This window comes from Streptomyces sannanensis (assembly GCF_039536205.1).
GTDB lineage: Bacteria > Actinomycetota > Actinomycetes > Streptomycetales > Streptomycetaceae > Streptomyces > Streptomyces sannanensis.
Genome location: NZ_BAAAYL010000001.1, coordinates 623432 through 643200 on the forward strand (window position 1 = coordinate 623432; position 19769 = coordinate 643200).

7 protein-coding genes, 1 tRNA gene and 2 pseudogenes are annotated in these 19769 nt (G+C 65.2%); 7 read left to right on the top strand and 3 right to left on the bottom strand.

Annotated elements, in window-relative coordinates; genetic code table 11:
* Window positions 1–102 precede the first annotated feature (102 nt).
* The 6 genes and pseudogenes from ABD858_RS02770 to ABD858_RS02795 all read left to right on the top strand — a co-directional run.
* Window positions 103–302 (top strand): annotated as a pseudogene (locus ABD858_RS02770) (integrase); the annotation flags it as partial.
* Window positions 303–654: 352 nt separating this feature from the next.
* A complete protein-coding gene (locus tag ABD858_RS02775; RefSeq protein WP_345034306.1) occupies window positions 655–924 on the top strand; it encodes a hypothetical protein in 270 nt (89 codons plus the stop codon).
* Window positions 925–946: 22 nt separating this feature from the next.
* Complete coding sequence (locus tag ABD858_RS02780; RefSeq protein ID WP_345034307.1) at window positions 947–3439, top strand: FG-GAP-like repeat-containing protein; 2493 nt, start codon at window positions 947–949, stop codon at window positions 3437–3439.
* A gap of 547 nt (window positions 3440–3986) precedes the next feature.
* Complete coding sequence (locus ABD858_RS02785) at window positions 3987–5600, top strand: IS4 family transposase (protein WP_345034308.1); 1614 nt, start codon at window positions 3987–3989, stop codon at window positions 5598–5600.
* 142 nt (window positions 5601–5742) lie between these two features.
* On the top strand, window positions 5743–6522 hold the full coding sequence (locus ABD858_RS02790) for an ISL3 family transposase (RefSeq protein WP_345044228.1): 780 nt from the start codon (window positions 5743–5745) through the stop codon (window positions 6520–6522).
* 203 nt (window positions 6523–6725) lie between these two features.
* Window positions 6726–6863, top strand: a pseudogene (locus tag ABD858_RS02795) (IS5/IS1182 family transposase); the annotation flags it as partial.
* Window positions 6864–6903: 40 nt separating this feature from the next.
* Here the strand turns inward: ABD858_RS02795 and ABD858_RS02800 are convergent.
* Window positions 6904–7431 carry an SMI1/KNR4 family protein gene (locus ABD858_RS02800; protein WP_345034309.1) on the bottom strand — a complete coding sequence of 176 codons (528 nt, stop codon included), beginning with the start codon at window positions 7429–7431 and terminating at the stop codon, window positions 6904–6906.
* Window positions 7409–18001, bottom strand: coding sequence for a LamG-like jellyroll fold domain-containing protein (locus tag ABD858_RS02805; RefSeq protein WP_425586304.1), 10593 nt, complete (start codon window positions 17999–18001; stop codon window positions 7409–7411). The genes ABD858_RS02800 and ABD858_RS02805 overlap by 23 nt, the downstream gene beginning before the upstream one ends.
* Before the next feature lie 343 nt (window positions 18002–18344).
* On the opposite strand from ABD858_RS02805, the gene ABD858_RS02810 reads away from it, so the two are divergent.
* Entirely contained in the window at window positions 18345–18725 is a 381-nt protein-coding gene (locus ABD858_RS02810) for a hypothetical protein (protein ID WP_345034311.1), read from the top strand.
* Window positions 18726–19654: 929 nt separating this feature from the next.
* Here ABD858_RS02810 and ABD858_RS02815 read toward each other — a convergent pair.
* Window positions 19655–19728 (bottom strand) — tRNA-Pro (locus tag ABD858_RS02815).
* Window positions 19729–19769 lie beyond the last annotated feature (41 nt).

The window sequence follows — 19769 nt, forward strand, 5'->3', positions numbered from 1 at the left end:
GAGCGACATCGTGCCCGGTCGGAATGAGCCAGGTGTACGAATTACACAGCCCCGGACCCACCCGCCCGGCCAAGAACCCCGAAGCCGGCCTCAGAGGGCGTGCTCCTGGACCGCACCCTGATCTGGAACCAGAGCCACCTCCTCCACGCGCTCCGTGAGGCCCGCACCGAGCCCTGGGCCAAGCCGCGCCGCTCCGACCACTCCCCCACCCGATCAACGAACCGGGGAAGATGAGACACCTGGAGGTCCGCCGACGAGACCGACTCGGCGGAGCCCTCCACGAGTACCAACATGCCGCATGACCAGGCCGGATGATTTATCGGCCCCGCAGAGTCCCGGCGCCTACCAGAAGGTCACCACGGTGGTGTCCGGGTCGTTGAAGCCGCTGCTGATCCTGCCCCGGCCCGCGTCCCATTGGCTCAGCAGGTCCGGCCGTTCAATCAGGCGGGCCGCCGGCAGTCATATGTCAGCCCGCTGTCAGTGCGCTCGGGCATGCTGGCCCAGTCTGCCTCACCGAGAGGTCCTCCTGTGAAGAAGACGGCACTGCGCGCTTGCCTTGCCCCTCACCGCCATGGGTGTCGTGACGGGGCTGATCGGGGCCCGCTCCGCATCTGCCGACGTCGGGAGAACTCCCCTCACACCGACTGGGGAGGCATGGCTTTCCCGATCGATCTCTACTGCAACAACACACCGGGCGACGTCACGTCGCAGTCCTTCTACGGCAGCCCGGTGACCGGTCGCGCGACCAAGAGGACCAGGCCGCACGCCTGCGGCAACACGGTCTGGTACCACACCAAGGGCGACCAGGCCCTTGCTCCGTTCGAGGCCTACGACGGCTGGGGCGCGATGCCGTTCACCACCGTGCTGGCGCCGAGCGGAACCGTGCATCCCTTCCCCGGGCTTCCCCGGTGCCCGTGGTACTGAGGCTGAAAGGACAGGTGTGGACATGCTCGAAGCATTCCGGCTGCGTGCCAGGAAACCGCTGGTCGCACTCGGCCTGATCACGGCGCTCTCGGGCCTGGCCGCGGGCCTGGGAGCGGCCGCGACCGGTCCGGGCTCCGACGGCGGGGCGGCGGGTACGCAGGTGTCGGCGCTGGCGAAAGCCAGAGAGTCTGGGAAGCCAGTGGAGATCGTAGAGCGCCGGACGGAGACGTCCGAGGTGTTCGCGAATCCTTCCGGAACGCTGACGTTCACGGAGCATCTGGGTCCGGTTCGGACGCGGCAGGGCGGCAAGTGGGTGGACATCGACACCGATCTGCGGTTCGCCGAGCAAGGTGTGGTGCCGAAGGCGGCTGTGGCGGGGTTGACGTTGTCGGACGGTGGCCGGGAGCCGCTGGTGCGGCTGCGGAAGGACCAGCGGCACGAGCTCGCGCTGAGTTGGCCGGGGAAACTGCCGAAGCCGGTGCTGGACGGTGCGGTGGCGACGTACCGGGAGGTGTTCGACGGGGTCGACCTGAAGGTCGCTGTAGAGGCGGACGGCTTCTCGCAGGTACTGGTGGTCAAGAACCCCGAGGCCGCGAGGAACCCGGACCTGGAGAAGATCGCCTTCAGGCTTTCGGCGGAGGGGATGAAGATCACCGGCGGTTCTGGCAAGGGCCTGAGAGCCGTCGACGCCAAGGGCCGTTCGGTCTTCACCGGCGCTCAGCCGCAGGGGTGGGACAGCGCCAAAAGACCCCGCCGGTCGGCGATGCGCACTGAGGTTTCCGGCTCCACCCTGGCCGTGGTTCCGGGCAGGAAACTGCTCACCGGCCCGGACATCACGTATCCGGTGTACATCGGCCACACGCTCACCCAGAGCCTCACGGCATGGATGAAGGTCACCTCCGCATATCCGGATTCCTCTTACTGGAAATACTCCGGTGACTACGTAGCCGGGGTCTACACGTCGGGGCCGACCAAGGACGTCCATCGAACGTTCCTGCAGTTCGAAGCATCGAATCTGGCAGGCCGCCAGGTCGTCAGGTCGACCCTGACGCTCGCCCAGACGTACAGCACGCCCTGTGAGGACACCACGGTCGAACTCTGGCAGACCGGGCGTGCCTCCGTGGAGACGACCTGGAACCGCCAGCCGGCCTGGACGGCGAGGCTGGACGCCAAGGGCTGTCCGACGGGCACCGTCACCCTCGACGCCACGGCGGCGGCCAGCGCCGCGGCCGACAGTGGTTCCACCTTGTTGAATCTGGGAGTGCGACTCCCGTCCGAGGATCTGACGACGACCACGTACCGGATGTTCTCTTCGGCCGTGCTGACGACGGAGGCCGCCTACGCCGGACAGTGCTTCATGACGTCCGGGCTGGACTTCAAGGACACCGATTCCAACGCGTTCCCCCAGGGGATCGATTGCGAGAGCCTCGACACGGACGTACTGGCGGAGCCCTATGCGGACTCTACGGTGACCGGTCGACTACTCGCAGGATCCCACTACTTCGTGTGCTGGCGCAGTGGTGACATGAACGGTGCCGGAAACCGCATCTGGTACTACGTGAAGGGCGACTCCACCGCCAACTGGCCGACCTGGCAGGCGTGGGGCTTCGTCCCCGCGGATAAGATCATCGGCGTGGGCGCGGAACCCTACCCCGGTCTGCCGGCTTGCAACGTCCACAATGTGACGTCGGGCATCTCAGCCCCGCAGGACTTAAACTCCGACGGCCGCTACGACATCGTCGCCCTGGAGTCCAACGGCAACCTCGCCTACTACCCGGGCAACGGCAACGGCACCCTGGCCGACAAGCGGTACCTCTGGTCGGACGGCAGCGGCTCCCAGTACGCGGAGGTCTTCACAGGCGACTTCAACGCCGACGGCCGAGGGGACATCGCGGCCGTGGAGGCGATGTCCAACAGGATCTGGTGGTGGGAGGGCGACGGCGACGGTGGGCTGACCGGTGCCCGTCGTGCCCTCACCGACGCCTACAAGCACACGCAGGTCGACTACTTCGAGTGTATGAACTTCTTCACGCTCGATTACGACGGCAACGGCAGGAGCGACCTCGGCGCCGAATGCTGGGACCTCAACTACGAGAAAAAGTTCGCACGCCTCTGGCCCGGCAACGGCTCGGGCGAGATCTATCCCAAGCCGGTGCAGGCGACAAACCCGCACTACGGCACCTACGACTGGAAGCCCGGCGACTTCGACGGCGACGGACGCGCCGACTTGGCGGCGATGGTCGACGGAAAGCTCTCCTGGTGGCTCGGCAACGGCACCGGTTCCATCAAGAACGGCACCACACACGGCAACCCGCGTCCCTGGCCGGCGGCTGGCTTCGGCACAGTGAGCAAGGTGTTCGCCGGTGACTTCAACGGAGATCGCCGCTACGACATCGCGGCCGTCGATGCGGGCGGCTCGCTGTGGTGGTGGCCCGGCGACGGCCTGGGGGGTCTGGGCACCCCCGCAAAGATGTCGACTGCCACGGACTGGGGGGCCTACAAGGACCTGATGTGAGAAGGCTTTTGAGGGGTATTCGATTTGCGTTGATTACCTGTTATGCCCCAATAGGTTCCCCCGCCGGGTTGGTGTGGTCTCGTCCGTTGCACGCTCGGTGAGGTTGTCTATGGAGGCGATGTGGATCAGGTCCCATCGGTGTTCGTGGACGCATCTCCTGGTGCCAGTCTCGCTGGATGCGGGGCGGGAAGACCTGGAGCAGACCGACGGCTGGACGGACCGGTGGACCGCGATGTGGAAGTACGCCGGGGACGAGGCGACGGGCCCGGTTCGGCACCTCGGGCAGGTTCCGGTGGCGAGTCGCGGCCCGATGCGGGGTTTCACCTGGCGGCAGGATCAGCGGCACCGGCCCGGTTTGGGCTCGTTGCCGGCGACGGGGTGGCTGCACGGGTTCGAGGGGGCGAATCGAGGGTGAAGTTCCCCCAAGGCCGGGTAGTTAGCGTTTTCGAACGTCACGCAAGGGGTGTTGAGGGGTTCTTGACGTGGAGCAACGGAGCTCGTTGGTACAGGCAGTCGTCCAAGACAGCTTGTCCCGCAAGGAGCTCCGTTGCCTGTTCATTGTGTCTCGCCGTCGGCGCTGGCGGCCATCACCCGTACGGTGACTGTGGCCGCGGGCCGGTTCGCTCCCGGACATCTGGGAGAACTGACGCCGATCATGCCGTTCGAGCTGGTCGACGCGGTCTTGTCCGAGACCAGGACCGTGCAGCGGCGGTTGCGTGATCTGCCCTCGCGGGTCGGCGTCTACTTCCTCCTGGCGATGTGCCTGTTTCCCGAGATCGGCTATCGGCTGGTCTGGGGCAAGCTGACCGCCGGACTGGCGGGGATGCCGATCGTCTGCCCGAGCACGAAAGCGCTACGTGATCTGCGCCGCAGACTCGGCAGCGCGCCGGTGCGGGCGTTATTCGAGGTGCTGGCCGGGCCGTTGGCCCAGCCGACCACGCCGGGGGTACGGTTCGGCCCGTATCGGACGGTGTCGTTCGACGGCTGCAGCTCGATCAAGGTGCCTGACAGCGAGCGCAACCGGGGCTGGCTGGGGCGGTGCCCGCACGGCGGCTACCCCCAGGTCGAGCTGATGACACTGGTCGAGACCGGCACCCGGGCCGTGATCGGAGCGGTCTTCGGCCCCACCCGGGAGGGCGAGACCTCGTACGCCACCAGATTGTCGCACCATCTGGGTCCCGAGATGTTGGTGCTGTGGGACCGCGGCTTCGACGGCAACGACTTCCTCGCCACCGTGCACGCCACCGGCGCACGGGTCCTGGGCCGCATTCGCCAGCGCCGCCGCCCACCGGTCCTGAAGCCGCTCGCTGACTCCTCCTACCTCTCGGTCATCGGCGGCGTCCCGGTGCGCATCATCGAAGCCCGGGTGAGCGTCACCTGCACCGATGGCAGCAACTTCGACGGCTCCTACCGTCTGGCGACCACCCTCCTGGACGCCCGCCGTCACCCCGCCGACCGCCTCGTGCACCTCTATCACGAGCGCTGGGAGCACGAGAGCGCCTACTACGCCTTGCGCCACACCATCCTGCACGGACGTGTCCTGCGCTCGCACGACCCGGCCGACGTCGAGCAGGAGATGTGGGCCCTGCTCACCCTCTACCAGCTCCTGCGCCGCGCCATGGTCGAGGCTGCGGAGTCCAGGCCCGGCACCGATCCCGACCGCTGCGGCTTCACCATCGCCCTCCAAACCGCCCGCGACCTGCTGGTATGTGCGGAAGGAATCTTCGAGCAGGGTATCGGAGAGATCGGCCGCCGAGTCCTGTCAGGTCTGTCGCCCGCACGGCGAACCCGCGTCAGCACCCGCAAGGTGAAGTCGCCCATCTCCCGTTACGCGGAAAGGAAACTGGACGGCCGCCCCGACGTCAGCAAGGTGGTGACCTCGATAGCGATCACTCTCCTGCCGCCTCCGTCGCCGGAGCCCGCACTGCCTGCGACGACCGCCCGGGAGAACACCGGAAGCCGCTTGGCCCGTGTCCTGGCCATCCTGCAGTCCGAGCCCGAACGGCTATGGCGCTCAAGGGAGATCGCCGAGCTCCTCGGCGACGTCACCCTCGTCGCCACCTATCGGCAACTCGCCCGCTGGACCGAGAGAGGAATGATCAAGAGAGTCCGCACCGGCCGCTACACGGCAATCACGCAGGTCTCAACACCCCTTGCGTGACCTGCGAAAACGCTAACTACCCGGCCTTGGGGGAACTTCAGTCATCGAAGTGCCCCTGCCCAAGGTTGAGGTCCTGGGGATCGACGAGACCCGCCGGGGCAAGCCCCGCTGGGAACAGGACGCGGATACCGGCACGTAGCGTCTGACGCGGGACCGGTGGCACACCGGCTTCGTCGACGCCCTCGGCACTGGCGGCCTGCTCGGCCAGGTCGAGGGCCGCACCACCGCCGATGTGCTGGCCTGGCTCTCCACCACGCCACTGGAGTGGAGAAAGAAGATCCGGTACGTCGCCATCGACATGTCCACCACCTACCGGGCCGCCGTCCGCATCGGCCTCCCACATGCCACCGTGGTGGCCGACCACTTCCACGTCGTGCAGCTCGCCAACAAGATGCTGTCCATGGTCAGGCGCCGGACCACCGCCGAGATCCGCGGCCGGCGCGGACGCGCGAGCGACCCGGAGTGGAAGGCCAGACGGCGGCTTCTGCGCAACCGCGAGGACCTCACCGACGACCAGTTCGCCGCCATGTGGAACGCGCTGCTGGGCGAGGGGACGATCGGGCAGACGCTGCTGACGGCCTGGATCGCCAAGGAGAACCTGCGCAACCTCCTCGCCCTGGCCCGTACCGGCGCCGACCGGCACCAAGTCGGCCACGCCCCCTGGAAGTTCCTCACCTGGTCCGCGGATTCCGACATCCCCGAGGTCCGGCAACTCGCCGCCCCGGTCGACCGCTGGTGGCCCGAGATCGAAGCATTCATCGACACCGGCCACCACAACGCCAGGAGCGAGGGCATCAACCGCGTGATCAAGCTCGTCGCCCGTGCCGCGTTCGGCTTCCGCAACGCCGAGAACCAACGGCTACGCACACGCTGCGTCACCACCCGCCGAGCCCGCGGACACCTCCGCACCGCTCAACTTTGAAGACCCGGGAAGATGGGAGGGCAGGCATGGACTCGCTCGGTGCTCATACGGATTCGACACCCACATGATCACCGTCAGCCATGCCTGCACTGCTTCCAGGGCCCACCACCGTCACGAGCCGACAAGTCGTCACATCCAGTGCTCAGCAGGCGAACCGCCCACCTCAAGACTTCTCAAAGACCCTGGTGATCCGGGGCGTCCACGCCGTCGCCGAACGCGCCAACGCCCTGCTGAAGGTCACCTTCAAGGCGCTGCGCAGGGTCAGCCTCGACCCGTCGGCCATCACCCGCATCGCCCGAGCCGCCCTCCTCCTCCAGCTCGAACACGGCCGCACCATCTGAAGGAAGATCACAAACGTGACGAGAGATTACCGAGAAGGGTTCAGTAAGGTTCGACAAACCCAACCTGCTCAAATGACGGATCGCCCTCGATTATGGGAACGAAAAGCTCGCCACGCAATGCGCTCCAAAGAAAGTCAACGAACTGCAATTCCAACACAACCCATTGCCCAACATCTACGGCAACCCGCCATTCCCGCGACTCGCGTTCGGGAGGGACAAGAAAGACGTAGTTACCTGAGGTCGATCTAGCAACCGGAATGACCCCATCCTTGGCTGGATACAGAGAATGCGGATACAACTCCGGATAACTCCGAGACAACTCGCCGTAGGCATACGCCGCCTGCTCCCAAAGTGATTCCAATCCCAAGCTCTCGGGGCCCTCCCCGGCTCGGGGATGGAAGAAGTAGAGTTGGTCATTGACACAACCGGGGCCGTATGCAGAAATGAACTCCTTATAGTCGCCAGGAAAAATGACGCCCGACCTTGCTTCGACACTCTCCCAGTCCGCACCTACATCACCGTTAACCCGCGGCGGACCAAGAAGCTCATGGAGCTGAAAGACTTCCACCAGACGACCTCGCTGAACAGAGATAGCCACCAGTTGGCCGATTGTAAACAGTACAGTTGAGACGATATCCGTTGTCGCCTACAGCATACATCTCGATCTCTGTCGGGATTGCCAGATCGGGACCGCCATAAATCGGCAAAACCCCAAGTGTCACTCGCTCTCCAGATTTGACTGCCTTCGTCACATCGTCTTCCAGCGATCGCATATGCGGCGAGTTTGCTGGAGTCTGATAGCCGGCAACAAAGTTGCGCAGCGTATCTCTCGCGCCTCCCATCTGATTACCAATAACGTGCAGAGCCGCTCTGTTACTGGCCGGGAGGCGCTCATACCCCGCAGGCTTCCACTTCGGATCCAAGCGCCAAGGCCTCAGATCGAATGCATCTATTCGGGCAACTGCGCCGGTAGCCCTGCAGTCATTCACTCCAGAGCCAAAACGAGTCATCGGAGCATAATAAAAAGATGGATCACTAGAGGGGAAATCCCGAGAACAGGAATTGCTGGTCCGCTGCGAGGAATGGTCTGCACCTGATCCTCCAAAACCCTGGTCGGTGTCGATCTGCACCCCGGGGAACATGTCCTGAAGATCTTCAAGCCCTGTCGTGTCCAGCGGTGCGGGCTGATAGACCGCGGCCACCTCGACAGGGAGCATTCGATCGTAGCGAATCGCTGCGTCAATTGAATGCTGCCGAATCCGGGCGACGTCGACTGTCGGCTTGGGTGCCGGCCGGGTCGGTGCGGGCTTGGGGCGCGGGCCGCGGTTCGGGTTCTGTGGCGGTCGCGGGGCGGTCGGGCGCGTCGTGTTCGGCGCCTTCACAGTCCCGCGGGAGCCGCTGGTGCCACGAGAGTTGCCGGTACCGCGACTGTACGTCGTGTTGGTGCCCCTGCCGGTACCGCGACTGTACGTCGTGTTGCCGCCCCTGCCGGAGCCGCGGTAGGTCGATGTGCTGCCGCCTCTGCCGCAGGAGTAGGTGCAGCGGCCCGTGTTGCCCCGGTTTCCGCTTGCTCTGGTGTAGCTCGGCGTGCGTGACCGGTCGTAGCGGTCCATCTCGCGGGTGTTCTTGCGGTTCTGGGACCGGGCAGATACCCGGCTCGTGGAGGAGTAGGACACAGCTGCTCGCCGCGGCTTCGTCGTTTTGGATACTTCGGTGTATCGGATGGGAGGGGTGATTCCGCTATAACTCCCGCCGCCCCTGTAGCCTCTGCCGTTTCCTCCGGTGCCGTAGGCGCGCATGTGGCCCGTGGGGTCAGTAGCGTTGAGCGGGTCCGCGTTGGCATATACGAAGCGGTTGGCTTGCGCCGACGAGACTGGGGGGAGAAGCCAGGTGTCGCGGGAGGCGAATGCGCCTGTGCCCGGTTCGTACCAACGGGCCGCCATGTTGACGTCTTCCGACGACGGGTCGGTCCATCCTGACTGGTAGCCGATGGCAGGGGCGTTGCCCTGTGTGGCGGTGACCTTGCCGAAGGGGTCGTAGGTGGTGGAGTCGGTGACGGTCAGGCCGTCTGCGGACAGGCCGGCAACGCGGTCGGTGTGCTGGTCGGTGACGGACCACTGTGCTGAGCCGTTCCGCTTGGAGGACAGGAGCGAGCCGTCCGGGGTGCGTGCGTAGCTGGTGGTGCCGTCGGTGATCAGGTTGTTGGAGCCACCGTCATAGGTGAAGGCGGTGCCGTTGTACGTGGTGACCCGGTCCAGTGAGTCATAGGTGAAGGTCGATGTGCCGTCGGTGATTTTGCGCTCGAAGGCATCGAAGGCAAGTTGCCGAGTGCCGCCCGTGCCACCGGTGACCGTGGCGAGGGTGCCACGGGGTGTGTAGGTGTGGGTGGCTCCACCACCGGTCAGGAGCCGGTTGCGCTCGTCGTATGTTGCCGCTGCGGTTCCGGCCTTGGTGCGGTTACCGGCGTCGTCCCACTCGTATGCCGTGGTCGTCGATCCGCTGGTCCAGGAGGCGAGCCGGCCGGCCTGGTCATAGCCATAGGCATTGTCCCCAGCCCCGGCCGTACCGGTTGTCTTCTTGCTGGTGAGCCGGTCATCGAGGTCGTATCCGTAGGTAATGCTCGCGGCTGTGACCGTCCCCGCGGGGTTGGTGATCTTGTCGTCGACGAGACGACCGAGGCTGTCGTAGTCGTATGTCCGACGCGCCGATTCAGTCCAGGTGGAGGAACCCTGCGGCAGGTTCGCGTACTGCTCCAGCTTGAGGCGCCCGGCCGTGTCGTAGTTGTACCAGATGTCCGCACTGGTCATCTCGTTCCACAGCCACTGAAGGCGCCCGGCCGCGTCGTAGCCGTACTCGGTGGTGTTGGCCGGGTCGGTGCGCTCGGTCATGTTGCCGTCGAGGTCGTAAGCGTACGTGGTGGTGCCGCCAGGCCCTTCGGCGCCGAGGAGTTGGCCCCGGTCGTTGTAGGTATAGCTGTTGCCGGCCAAGGGATTGTCCGTGCCGACGCTGGTCATGCGGTCGGCCAGGTCGTAGCGGAAAGTGCGAGTGGACGTGGTGACTTCGGATCCCGTGCCGGTTTCCTTGGCCAGGCGGCCCAGAGCGTCGTAGGACCGCTCCCTCTTGACTCCACCGGGCAGCAGCTCGGTGATGGCCTGGCCGGCAGCGTCGTAGACGGTCGTCCAGGTTCGGTCGGTGGCGTTCGGATGGGCCGTAGTCGCAGGCTCGATGGTGGACTCGGGCAGGTTCCACGGGGTGAAGGTGTAGCGCGTGGTGTGGCCTCGTCCGTTGGTGAGGCGCGTGCGGTTGCCGGCGGCGTCGTAGCCGAAGCTGGTGGTGATCGACTTGTCGGCGCTGACGGTCTCGACCAGCTGCGTCACCCGGCCGAGAGCGTCGTGGGTACTGGTCGAACGCGACTGTTCTGCCGATATCTGGGCGGTCTGATTGCCTTCGACGTCGAACTCTGCGCGGACCGTACGCAGTGCGGTGGTGCCGGTGCCGAAGTCGGCGATCGCGGTGGCGTTGTCCAGTGCGTCGTAGGTGGTTGTGGTCTTGCGGTTGGTGGCGTCGATGGTTTCGGTCTGTCGGCCGAGTCCGTCGTAGCCGAACTTCGTGATTCCGCCAACCGGGTCGGTGACTGTCACGGGTTCGCCTGCCGCATTGTAGGCAGTGCGGGTGGTGCCACCTGCGGGGGTCGTGGATGCGGTCTGGTTTCCTGTGTCGTCCCAGGTGTAACGGCTGGTCAGGTTCTGAAGTGAGGGATACCGCTCGACCGTGGTGGCGGTGAGCTGGCGTCCCAATTCGTCGTAGGTGGCCTCCGTTCTGGCACCGGTCGGGTCGGTAGCGGAGAGCTGCTCGCCGGTGGGGGTCCATGTGAAGGTGCTGACGCTGCCGCCGTCCAGACTGGTCTGCTGGCTGTTGAACGTTCCGGAATGCTCGGTGAGGCTGGTCAGTTCGGTCTGCACTGCGGGGTCGGTCTGCTTGGTCAGGTTGCCGAACTGGTCGTATACGTAGCGAGTGGTGCGGTTGAGCGCGTCGGTTTCCGCGGTGGCGCGGCCGAGCGCGTCGTAGGTCGTCCGCATGACGGCGGTGATGGGTGTGTCGCCAGGCGGGGTGTAGGTGGGCAGCGTCAGGGCTGTGACACGGCCGAGTCGATCCACAATGGTTCGGGTTTCCGCACCGCGGGCGTCGCGGCTGTCGGTGGTCTCACCGAACGTGTTGTAGCCGACGCGGGTCTGGGGACGGGAGGAAACAGGTTGCGCGTCTTGCTCCTCGACCTGTACCGGCGGGTCGGTAACGAGAGTCAGGCGGCCCAGGGCATCGTACTGGTAGTCGGTTGCGTGGGCCTGGCTGCTGGCTCCGCTGAGGTTGCCGCGTGGGCTGACTTCCCGGACGAGCAGTCCGCGTTGGTCGTAACTGCGGGTGGTGATGTGCGTGCTGGTGCCGTCGGTGAGGGTGTCCTTGGTCGGGTTGCCTGCCTTGTCGTAATCCGTCGTCGTGGTGAGCTTCTTGCCGGAGGAGTCGATCGTCGCCGTCTCCTGGATGATCCGGTCGTCCCCGTCGTAGGCGAAGGTCGTCACACGATTCAGGTCATTCGGATCCAGGACCGTCTTCGTGATGCGGCTGGTGGCATCCAGCGTGTGCGTGACGGTGGTGCGGCCGCCTCCGGTGACCTGCTTGGTCAGATTGCCCGCGCCGTCGTAGGAGTTGGCTTCGAGGACGATATCCCGCCGTGTGCCGTCGGCCTGGGTGATCTGCTTGGCCGTCGCTGTGGCCGGCAGACCGTCGTCGAAGTAGGTGTAGGTGGTGGTGGCCCCCATCGCATCGCTAGTGGATGCCAGTCGCCCGGCAGGGTCGTAGGCGTTGGAAAGCACCACCAGGTCACGGATCTCGCTGGTAGGGCTTCCCGTCCAGTCCTTCAGGACCGTCTCGGCGTGCTCGCCGCGCGGGGTGTAGGCATAGGTGAATCGTGTGCCCGCAGCGTCGGTCATCGCCGTCACACGGCCCAGCGCATCGTATGCGAGGAGTGTGGTGTTTCCCTCTGCATCGGTACTGCTGTCGTTCAGGCCACGCTCGTTGTAACGGTGAGTGGTGGTACGGGTGGCATCGCCGCCGGTGGTGTCTTCGGTGGATTCGGACAGCAGGTTGCCGTCCTCGTCATAGGAGCGCGTGACCTTCGCGGTGTGAGTGACGCCTGTGATGTCGTTCTTCACACCACCGCCGGTCTCCGTCACCGGACGCGAGAGCTTGTCGTAGGCGAAGGCCGTACTCATACCGTCCGGGTAGGTGTCGGAGATCTGCTTCTCGGAGATCTTGCGGCCCAACCCGTCGTAGCTGTACTCCGTCGTCAACCCGGACGGTGCAGTGGTGCGTGCCAGGTCGCCATTTGCGAAGTAGTGGTACGCAGTGACAGCGCCGCCTGTCGTGCTCTCGGTCTTCACCAGGCCGGCGGGGGTGGTCCCGCCTCCTTGAGCGGGCTCGGTGCCGTCGGTGTAGATCGTGGTGCTCTCGCGGCCGTCGACGAGGCGCGTGGCCGTGGGCAGGCCCAGGGTGCTGTAGGTGAGCATGGTGCGGTAGCGGTTGTCGCCAGGCCCGGTGGAGCGAGCGTCACGAATGGCAATGGGCTTGTCATTGCGCAGGTCGAGTGGATCGTCGGCGTTCAGGTAGTAGTCGGTGAACGACGTCCAGCAGGAGTTGGAGTCACGGCAAGTGGTGACGCTGACGGTGTTGCCGCGGGCGTCGTGTCCGGTAATGGTGGCGTGCCCGTTGGGGTCGGTGACCGTGTGCGGGAAGCCTCCGGTGTCGTAGGTATAGGTGGTAATGCCTCCGTCTTCATCCGTGTCGGCCAGCCGACGGCCGCTTCGCAGCACGTCATAGGTAGTGCTGGTGGACTTCCCGACAGGATTGGTCACCGTGACGGTGGAAGCAAGAGCTGAGACTCCGCTGTACTGGCGCGACTCGAAGTGGTCGACGACCTGCTCGGCGGTCAGCGGGTGGTCGTACAAGGCGACCTCGTCCATGTCGCCGGTGAAGTAGTACGTGCCCGAGGCCACACCCATCCAGCCACTGCTCGCATAGCCGGCTCCGAGATAGGTGTATGTACGGCTCTGGTCGCTGATGGTGCCGTTGAGCGTGCCGACCAGCACGCCGTCGAGATAGAGCTGCTGGGCGTTGTCCGCCCCCGTGAGGACCACGTGATGCCACTCGTTGTCAGTGACCGTCTGAGTGGAGGTGATGGGGGTCGCACCACTGGCGCCGCTGAGATAGAACTCGCCGCGTAGCTTGCCGCTGCCGTCGATGTTGAGCGCAGGACGCCAGGAAGTGGGAATACTGCCCAGCGCTGCGTCCTGGAAGCCCAGGAGGACACCGGACGTGGCCGTGCGGAACCACATCTCCACTGCCAGACTGCTGTCACCGGCAACGATGCCACTGGGGATGCGGATATTGCCGTTTCCTGCGAACCGTACTGCGGCGTTGTCGCCGGTGCCGAAAGCACCGCCGATACCCAGAGTGGTGTTGGTGTAGGTGCCGTTGGCCACGCCGGCGGCGGCCTTACTCACCGCGGTCGTGCCGGAGGTCTCATCGAGCCGCCAGTAGGCCGACGGGCCGGTGCCTGTGACGCTACCGAGATAGCGAGCTCCATCACCGGCGACCATGGCGTTACGGGAGCGGAAGTGACGCTGAACCGAGGCCCCATCCAGCGGCTTGGCGTAAATTGCAACCTCGTCGATCTGCCCCGGGAAGTAGCTGATGGCACCCGGTGAACTCGGCCAGCTACCACCAGCGAAGCCCGCTCCGATGTAGGTGTACTTGTTTGCCTGGTGATTGACCGCGCCTGCCAGCGTTCCCTGCTTCTCTCCATCCAGGTAGAGAGTCTGCGTGCTGCCGGAAGCGGAAATAACCGCGTGATGCCACTCATTGTCGGCCACCGTGGTGGTCGAGGCGAGCGGTGTAGCCGTAACGGCAGAGGCGGCATAGAACTTGCCGTGCAGTTTGTTGTCCGCGCCCACGTACAACACTGGGGTCCAACCACCGGTCGGAGTTGTCGCACCGTCCAGTTCGGCACCTTGATCACCGACGAGCACTCCGGGCTCCGAGGTGCGGAACCACAGTTCCACCGCCACATTGGTGCTCTGGTGCAGAAGTTCTTCCGGAATTTGGGCATAGGCGTTCCCCCCGAAGCCTGACGAGGTGTTGTCGCCGTCAGCGAATACACCAGGCTGTCCGAGGTCCACGCTGTTCTGGTAGGAGCCGTTGGCTGCGTCTCCCGTCTCGCTCCGGGCGCTGGCACCGTAACGCTCACCCAGCCGCCAGTAGCCGACCGGGCCTGAGGATGCGACTTCGGAGGCGTAGGAAGCCGAGCCAGCACTGTACTGCTCGTCCGAGACCCGCCACACGCCGCCGTTCTCGTCCGTGTTGCTGGTCACGCGTCCGGTGTCGTTGTCGTAGACGACGGTGGCATGGGTGCGGCCCGAGGGCAGCACAACCTTCGTCATCCTGCCTGCGGTGTTGCGGGCTGCGTAGTGCTCAGCCACAGTCTTCGCATCCAGCACATGGGTATAGACGGCGACATCGTCCATCGCGCCCTGAAGGTGGTAGGTACCGCTGGTGACGCCCATCCAGCCCTCATTGCCCCAGCCCGCGCCGAGGTAGGCGTACTGGTCGTCACGGGTTGTCACGGTGCCGGTCAGGCTGCCGACGGCCGCGCCGTCAAGATAAAGAGTCTGCGTCGTGCCTGATGTGGTGAGCACCGCGTGGTGCCAGGCACCGTCGGTGACAGTCTTCGTGGAGACGATCGGCTTCGTTCCGGCGTACTCGACGGTGTAGAACTGCCCTCGCAGCTTGCCGGCGCCATCCACATTCAAGAAGGGGCTGTAGCGGGTGGGGCGCTGGCCCACCTCGGCGCCCTGCAAGGTGGCGAGCACCCCGGGAGCAGTGGTTCTGAACCACAACTCCATCGACATGTACTCAGAGGTCTTCAGCGCGTTCTCAGGGAGCTCGATCACGGATGCTGCGCCGTCGAAACCGGCGGCGCCGTTGCTGGTCCCCGTGACGGCCGGGGTGACCCCGAGGGTGACATCCCGGTAGAGAGCGTCATTGAATCCAGTTCGCGACGGTACTTCGCTGCGCGCGATGGAGCCTTCGGTCTCGCCAAGTCTCCAGTATGAGATGGGGTTGGAGTTCCGTACGGCTGTCCGGTAGAGCGAGCCGTCCTCATAGGAATAGCGAGTGCACTTCGTCGCCGAGGTAGGTGGGCATACCTGCGCCAGGCGGTCACCCTCGTAGGAGTACGTCCACGTCAAACCCGGCGTGCTCGCGTCCACCGGGCTCGTGGTCACGGCTGCCACATGGCTGCCGGTCCAGGTGAAGTCAAGGGAGCGGCCCGAGAGCAGGTCGGTAACCTTCCTCAGCGGACCCCCGTCCTCTGCCTCATAACTCAGCCGCTGACCGCGCCCCGCGGAGTCGACGACCTTGTACAGGAGTCCGTTGGGCCCGAAGTGGTAGGTCGCCCCCGAACGCTCACGGATAACCCAGCCGCCATCGATCGCACGAGTCAGAGTGACAGTGCTGCCCTTCGGCGCGACGTACTCATTGGCTGTCCCCGTGCCGAATCGCGCTTGAGAACCGTCCGCCAGCGTGACAAGGACCGTTCCCAGGTCGGGCTCTTCCCGAAGCCGCATGTCCCAGCGGGTGGACCACCCTGCACCGAACAGTCCACCCAGGCGAGGATCCAGGGAGTTGTAGGTCCGTGTCACCGCCAGTTCCGGTCCCACTGTGGACACAGCCGCATCCGTGGCTGCCGTGACGTAATGCCCGGTCCGGGCGCCGAACTCCCGTCCGGCATCAGCTCCACCCAGATGACTGGTGATGCCGGGCTGCGGTACCTCGGTAGTGAACAGGGCCGGCGCAGGCCGTGTGGACGTGGCTGCCCCGTCGAACACGTAGGCGTACCAGGCATAGGTCTTGCCCCAGGACAGCCAGCCGCTGGGAACAGACCAGCGCTTGTTCGCACTGCGCGTATTCAGTCGGCAGTTCTTGCGGACATCCCTGCCCTCGACGTCGCACACCTCGAACTGGTATTGCAGCGCCGACGGATAGCGATCCTGATCGGTACCGTCTGCCCAGAGGGTAGGCCTCAGCGAGTCCGAGACGATTCCGCTGGCAGGTGCCTCAGCGACAAGCCGGGGCGGAATGTTGACGGCAGAGAACTTGACACCTACGCCTGGTACCCCGGCTGAGGTGAAACGAGTGGCCCCGTAGTCGGTCATGGTCCACACAAGTGTGTATGTCGCGGGCGCCAGGGGGGCTATTTTGGCATCCACCGTCACGCTCTCGCCGGGTGACACCGCAGTGGGCATCTCCGTGTAGACGATCTTGGAACTGTCGGTGATCTCCGCACCCGAGGCATCGTAAAGGTTGTATCGGAGCTTGTAGCTACCACCGGCCGGCCACGTCTCCTGCCCCTGGTTAGTGATGGTGACCTTCATCGCGCCCTGAGTGGTTGCCGTCACAGGGGCGGTGAACTCCCCGAGTTGGTAGGCGGCTCCGTACTTCGTCCACGTCACGTCAAGACTCGGCTTGCCATTCGGGTAGTCGTCGGAGCCGAACTGCTTCCACCCGTAGGAGTCCGTTGTCGAGGCCTTGACGGCCAGGCCGTAATTCTTCTGGCGTCCGTGCGTCCAGTCATCCACCAGCTTCCGACCAGCCTCGCCCAGCTTCAGCGTCTCCCAGGCCGGCCCACAGGACCACGTGTCCGAGCCCGCCGGCTTCCATCCGTGCGCAAAGCTCCTCGACACCAGAGATGATCCGGTCGAAGGCCCCGGGTAGGTGCTCGTGGTGCTCTCGGACCAGCTCGACGTGATCGGATGCACCGTCACCGGGCGTGCCGTGCATGAGTAGGACCAAGTGTTGTACAGAGCGAGATCCGCGCCGACCACCCAGGCGTTCTTCAATGACGTCTCCAGGCCGAGAAACCGCAGGAACGCGGCTGCCTTATGACTCCCGCCGTCATAAGTGCCCACCTTCAGCACCGTGTCACTGGAGAAATTCTGGTTGTAGGGAGCCTGAACGTAGGTACCGGCTGTTGCGTCGACTGACTTGAGCGACGGGTCCACACGGACCGGGAACATCCGCTCGGGAGCGCTCAGCCACGCCCTGTCCAAGGTCACGACCAGGACCTGACGGCCCATCTCCTCGACCAGCTGATATGTCACACCCGTGGAAATCTCACCCTGGTTCGCATTCTCCGCGACCCGTGAGTCCTCCATCCACCCGGAAGGCATCCATGCTTGCGGCACGCCCCCGAGATCGGTGAAAACCACCCCACCGTGGTCGTCGATGCTCGCGGTCAGCCCATCCAGACTCAGAGGAAAGCGCCACTCCGTCGGGGCGTTCCTGTCCTTGAGTACCAACGTCTCCTTGATCGAGTCACTGCCGGCCAGAAACTCCAGGTCTGCAGACTCTCGCACCTCCGGATACGTGATGACATTCCCCTCGACCCGGCCGGCGACGCTCCTGGCCCCGGTCAGGCTGTATCCGACGGACAGTTCGTCAGTCAGGCGCATCTGCACCAATGGATCGATATCTGCTGAGGCTCCGAACCCAATCGGTATTTCGGTGGAACTCGTCTCCCAGCCCGACTCGTTCGCGCTCATCGTTCGCGGGCCAGTGCCATCGACCGAGACAAGACGGGTGTCGATCTTCCGCCAGGTTCCGCTCCGATCGCGGTGATGAACCGGTTCAGCATAGAAGCGCGTGGTGAACGTACCGTCCTCGTTACGGAACGTCTGCGCACGCTCCTGACGTCGCCCTTCCAGCTCCTTGCTGGTTTTAGGGTCGAAGCCACTTAGGGTGTCCGGTTGCGGCGGTTTCACCTCGGTCGCCGGACCAGGCTTTGGCAGCTTGGTGTCACCCTCAAGCCGCACAGGCACGGACACCCCCTCAGGCGGGAGTTCTCCAGGTGCGGTCAAGGCGCCGTCACGTCCACCCGAAGTGGCCGCATCGGTGGCACCGCCGGAAGCGCGATGCCCCTTACTAGCGGCCGAACCCCATTTTTGCTCCGGAGCCGGGTCTCCCGCTGCCTCGACGGCCCACTGCCCTATGGCCCATGCACCCTGATCAACACCCGTGAGCGCAGTCATCACGAGGGCGACCACCAGCACCGGCAGACGCGAGATACGCAAGAGAACTCCCACCACAGAGAACACACGTCATCGACACTTGTATGAGTTTCATGCGCATGACACAAGGATTCCATGTGTCATGTGATCACACCGTGATCACTAAGACGCCATCCGCTTTCCGAATGTGATCCTTTGATTCAGGTTGGGCGGGCATGAACTCCCGTTGGCGGCAGAGATGAGGCGGTTCGTCCGCTCGAACCGCTCGTGGAGGTGGCTGGTGCCGTCGGTGCTCGGTCTGCTGGAAGCCCGGGAGGAGTAGGTCCGGGAAGACGTTGCGCGGCTGCGGGAGGAGGCCGAGCGGGTGCGGTCGGCGCTCGGCGAGGCTGAGAGCAGGTTGCCGCGGCTGGCCGATGCCCGTGTGGTGGCCAAGGTGCTGGCCGAGCCGCCGTCCACGGTCGCGGGGCCGGTGGTGAGCGCGGTGGCGGGGTCGGTGGTGCCGCGGCGGGCCGAGGGTATGACAGCGTCGGTCCTGCCTGCGGACTGCCAGCGGATCATGTCCGTGTTGGGGTCGGAAGCGGGCCGGGAGGGTATGCGGTGCCAGCGGTTGGCCGTGGCTCTGGGCCTCGACGTGGTCCCGGCGAAGGTCGAGGGGCTGCGGTCGAAGGCGAAACGCCTGGTGGAGCGGGGGGCGCTCCAGATGCGGCCGGGGGTGTTCACCCCGCTCGGGACGTCGGCCCGCTGACGGCGCCTGGCCGGCGTCCGGCCAGGCGGCCGCTCATGAGCATGGTCATGGACCACAGCATGGCCTGATGCATGGCGGGCAGTGTCTCGTAGTCGCGCACCAGACGGCGTGAGCGCATCAGCCAGCTCAGCGTTCTCGTGACGTAGCGAGAGCCAGCATGCCCGGTCCTGGAGCATTTCGCGGGGCTGCAGAGCCTGAGATCTTCTACAGCCCGTGGTGACGGTTAACGCAAAGCGCAGCCGACGCCGCAGCGCCGACGTTCACTCGTACTGGTGATGGACGAGCCTCTTACAGAGCAGTGCTTTGCGGGAGAGCAGTTGGGTTTCCGCCCACATCCGTCAGACGGCACCTACGGCAGAGCCAGCTCCAACTCGGCGCTGAGTGCCGCGATCCGTGGGCTCCCGGTCAACTCGCCCCTCCGAATAGAACCCCCACTCCTCTGCCTCTCTACCCCACCTTGCAAGCTGCCCCAGTCGATTGCGCGGGGCATCCAGCTGCCGCGTACGGCGCCGGCGCCGCGGTCAAGGGGTCACAGCGCCTGATCTGTGACGGCGCGCCCGCGCGAGTCCGACCCCCGTGACCTGCGGTGACGAGGCACCATGCGTTCAAGACTTTGCGACTCAGGGGGTGCGGCCATGGAGGTGGGCGAGGACGGTGGCCGGCCAAGGGGTCTTTGACCGAAGCGAAAGGGGGTCGGCGAGGAGGACCACACTTGGCGGATGGGAGCGAGCCGGCCCCTTTACCGAGTCAAAGCCATCGCTGCCGGTCCGCGGGCCGGGGAGCGACCGGATCGGGCGACCCCCGGTCAATCCCAGGTTGACGCCTACCCGGGTCGGTGGGAGCTCTGGGAGCGGAAGAGGGCTCCCAGAGCGCTCCCAAAAACGCTTCAGGGGCCGTTCGCAAACGGCCCCTGAAGTGCGACATCACTGTCGGGACGACAGGATTTGAACCTGCGACCCCTTGACCCCCAGTCAAGTGCGCTACCAAGCTGCGCCACGTCCCGGTGCCCGCTCTGACCTGGGGTTTCCCCTGGCCGAACGCGCA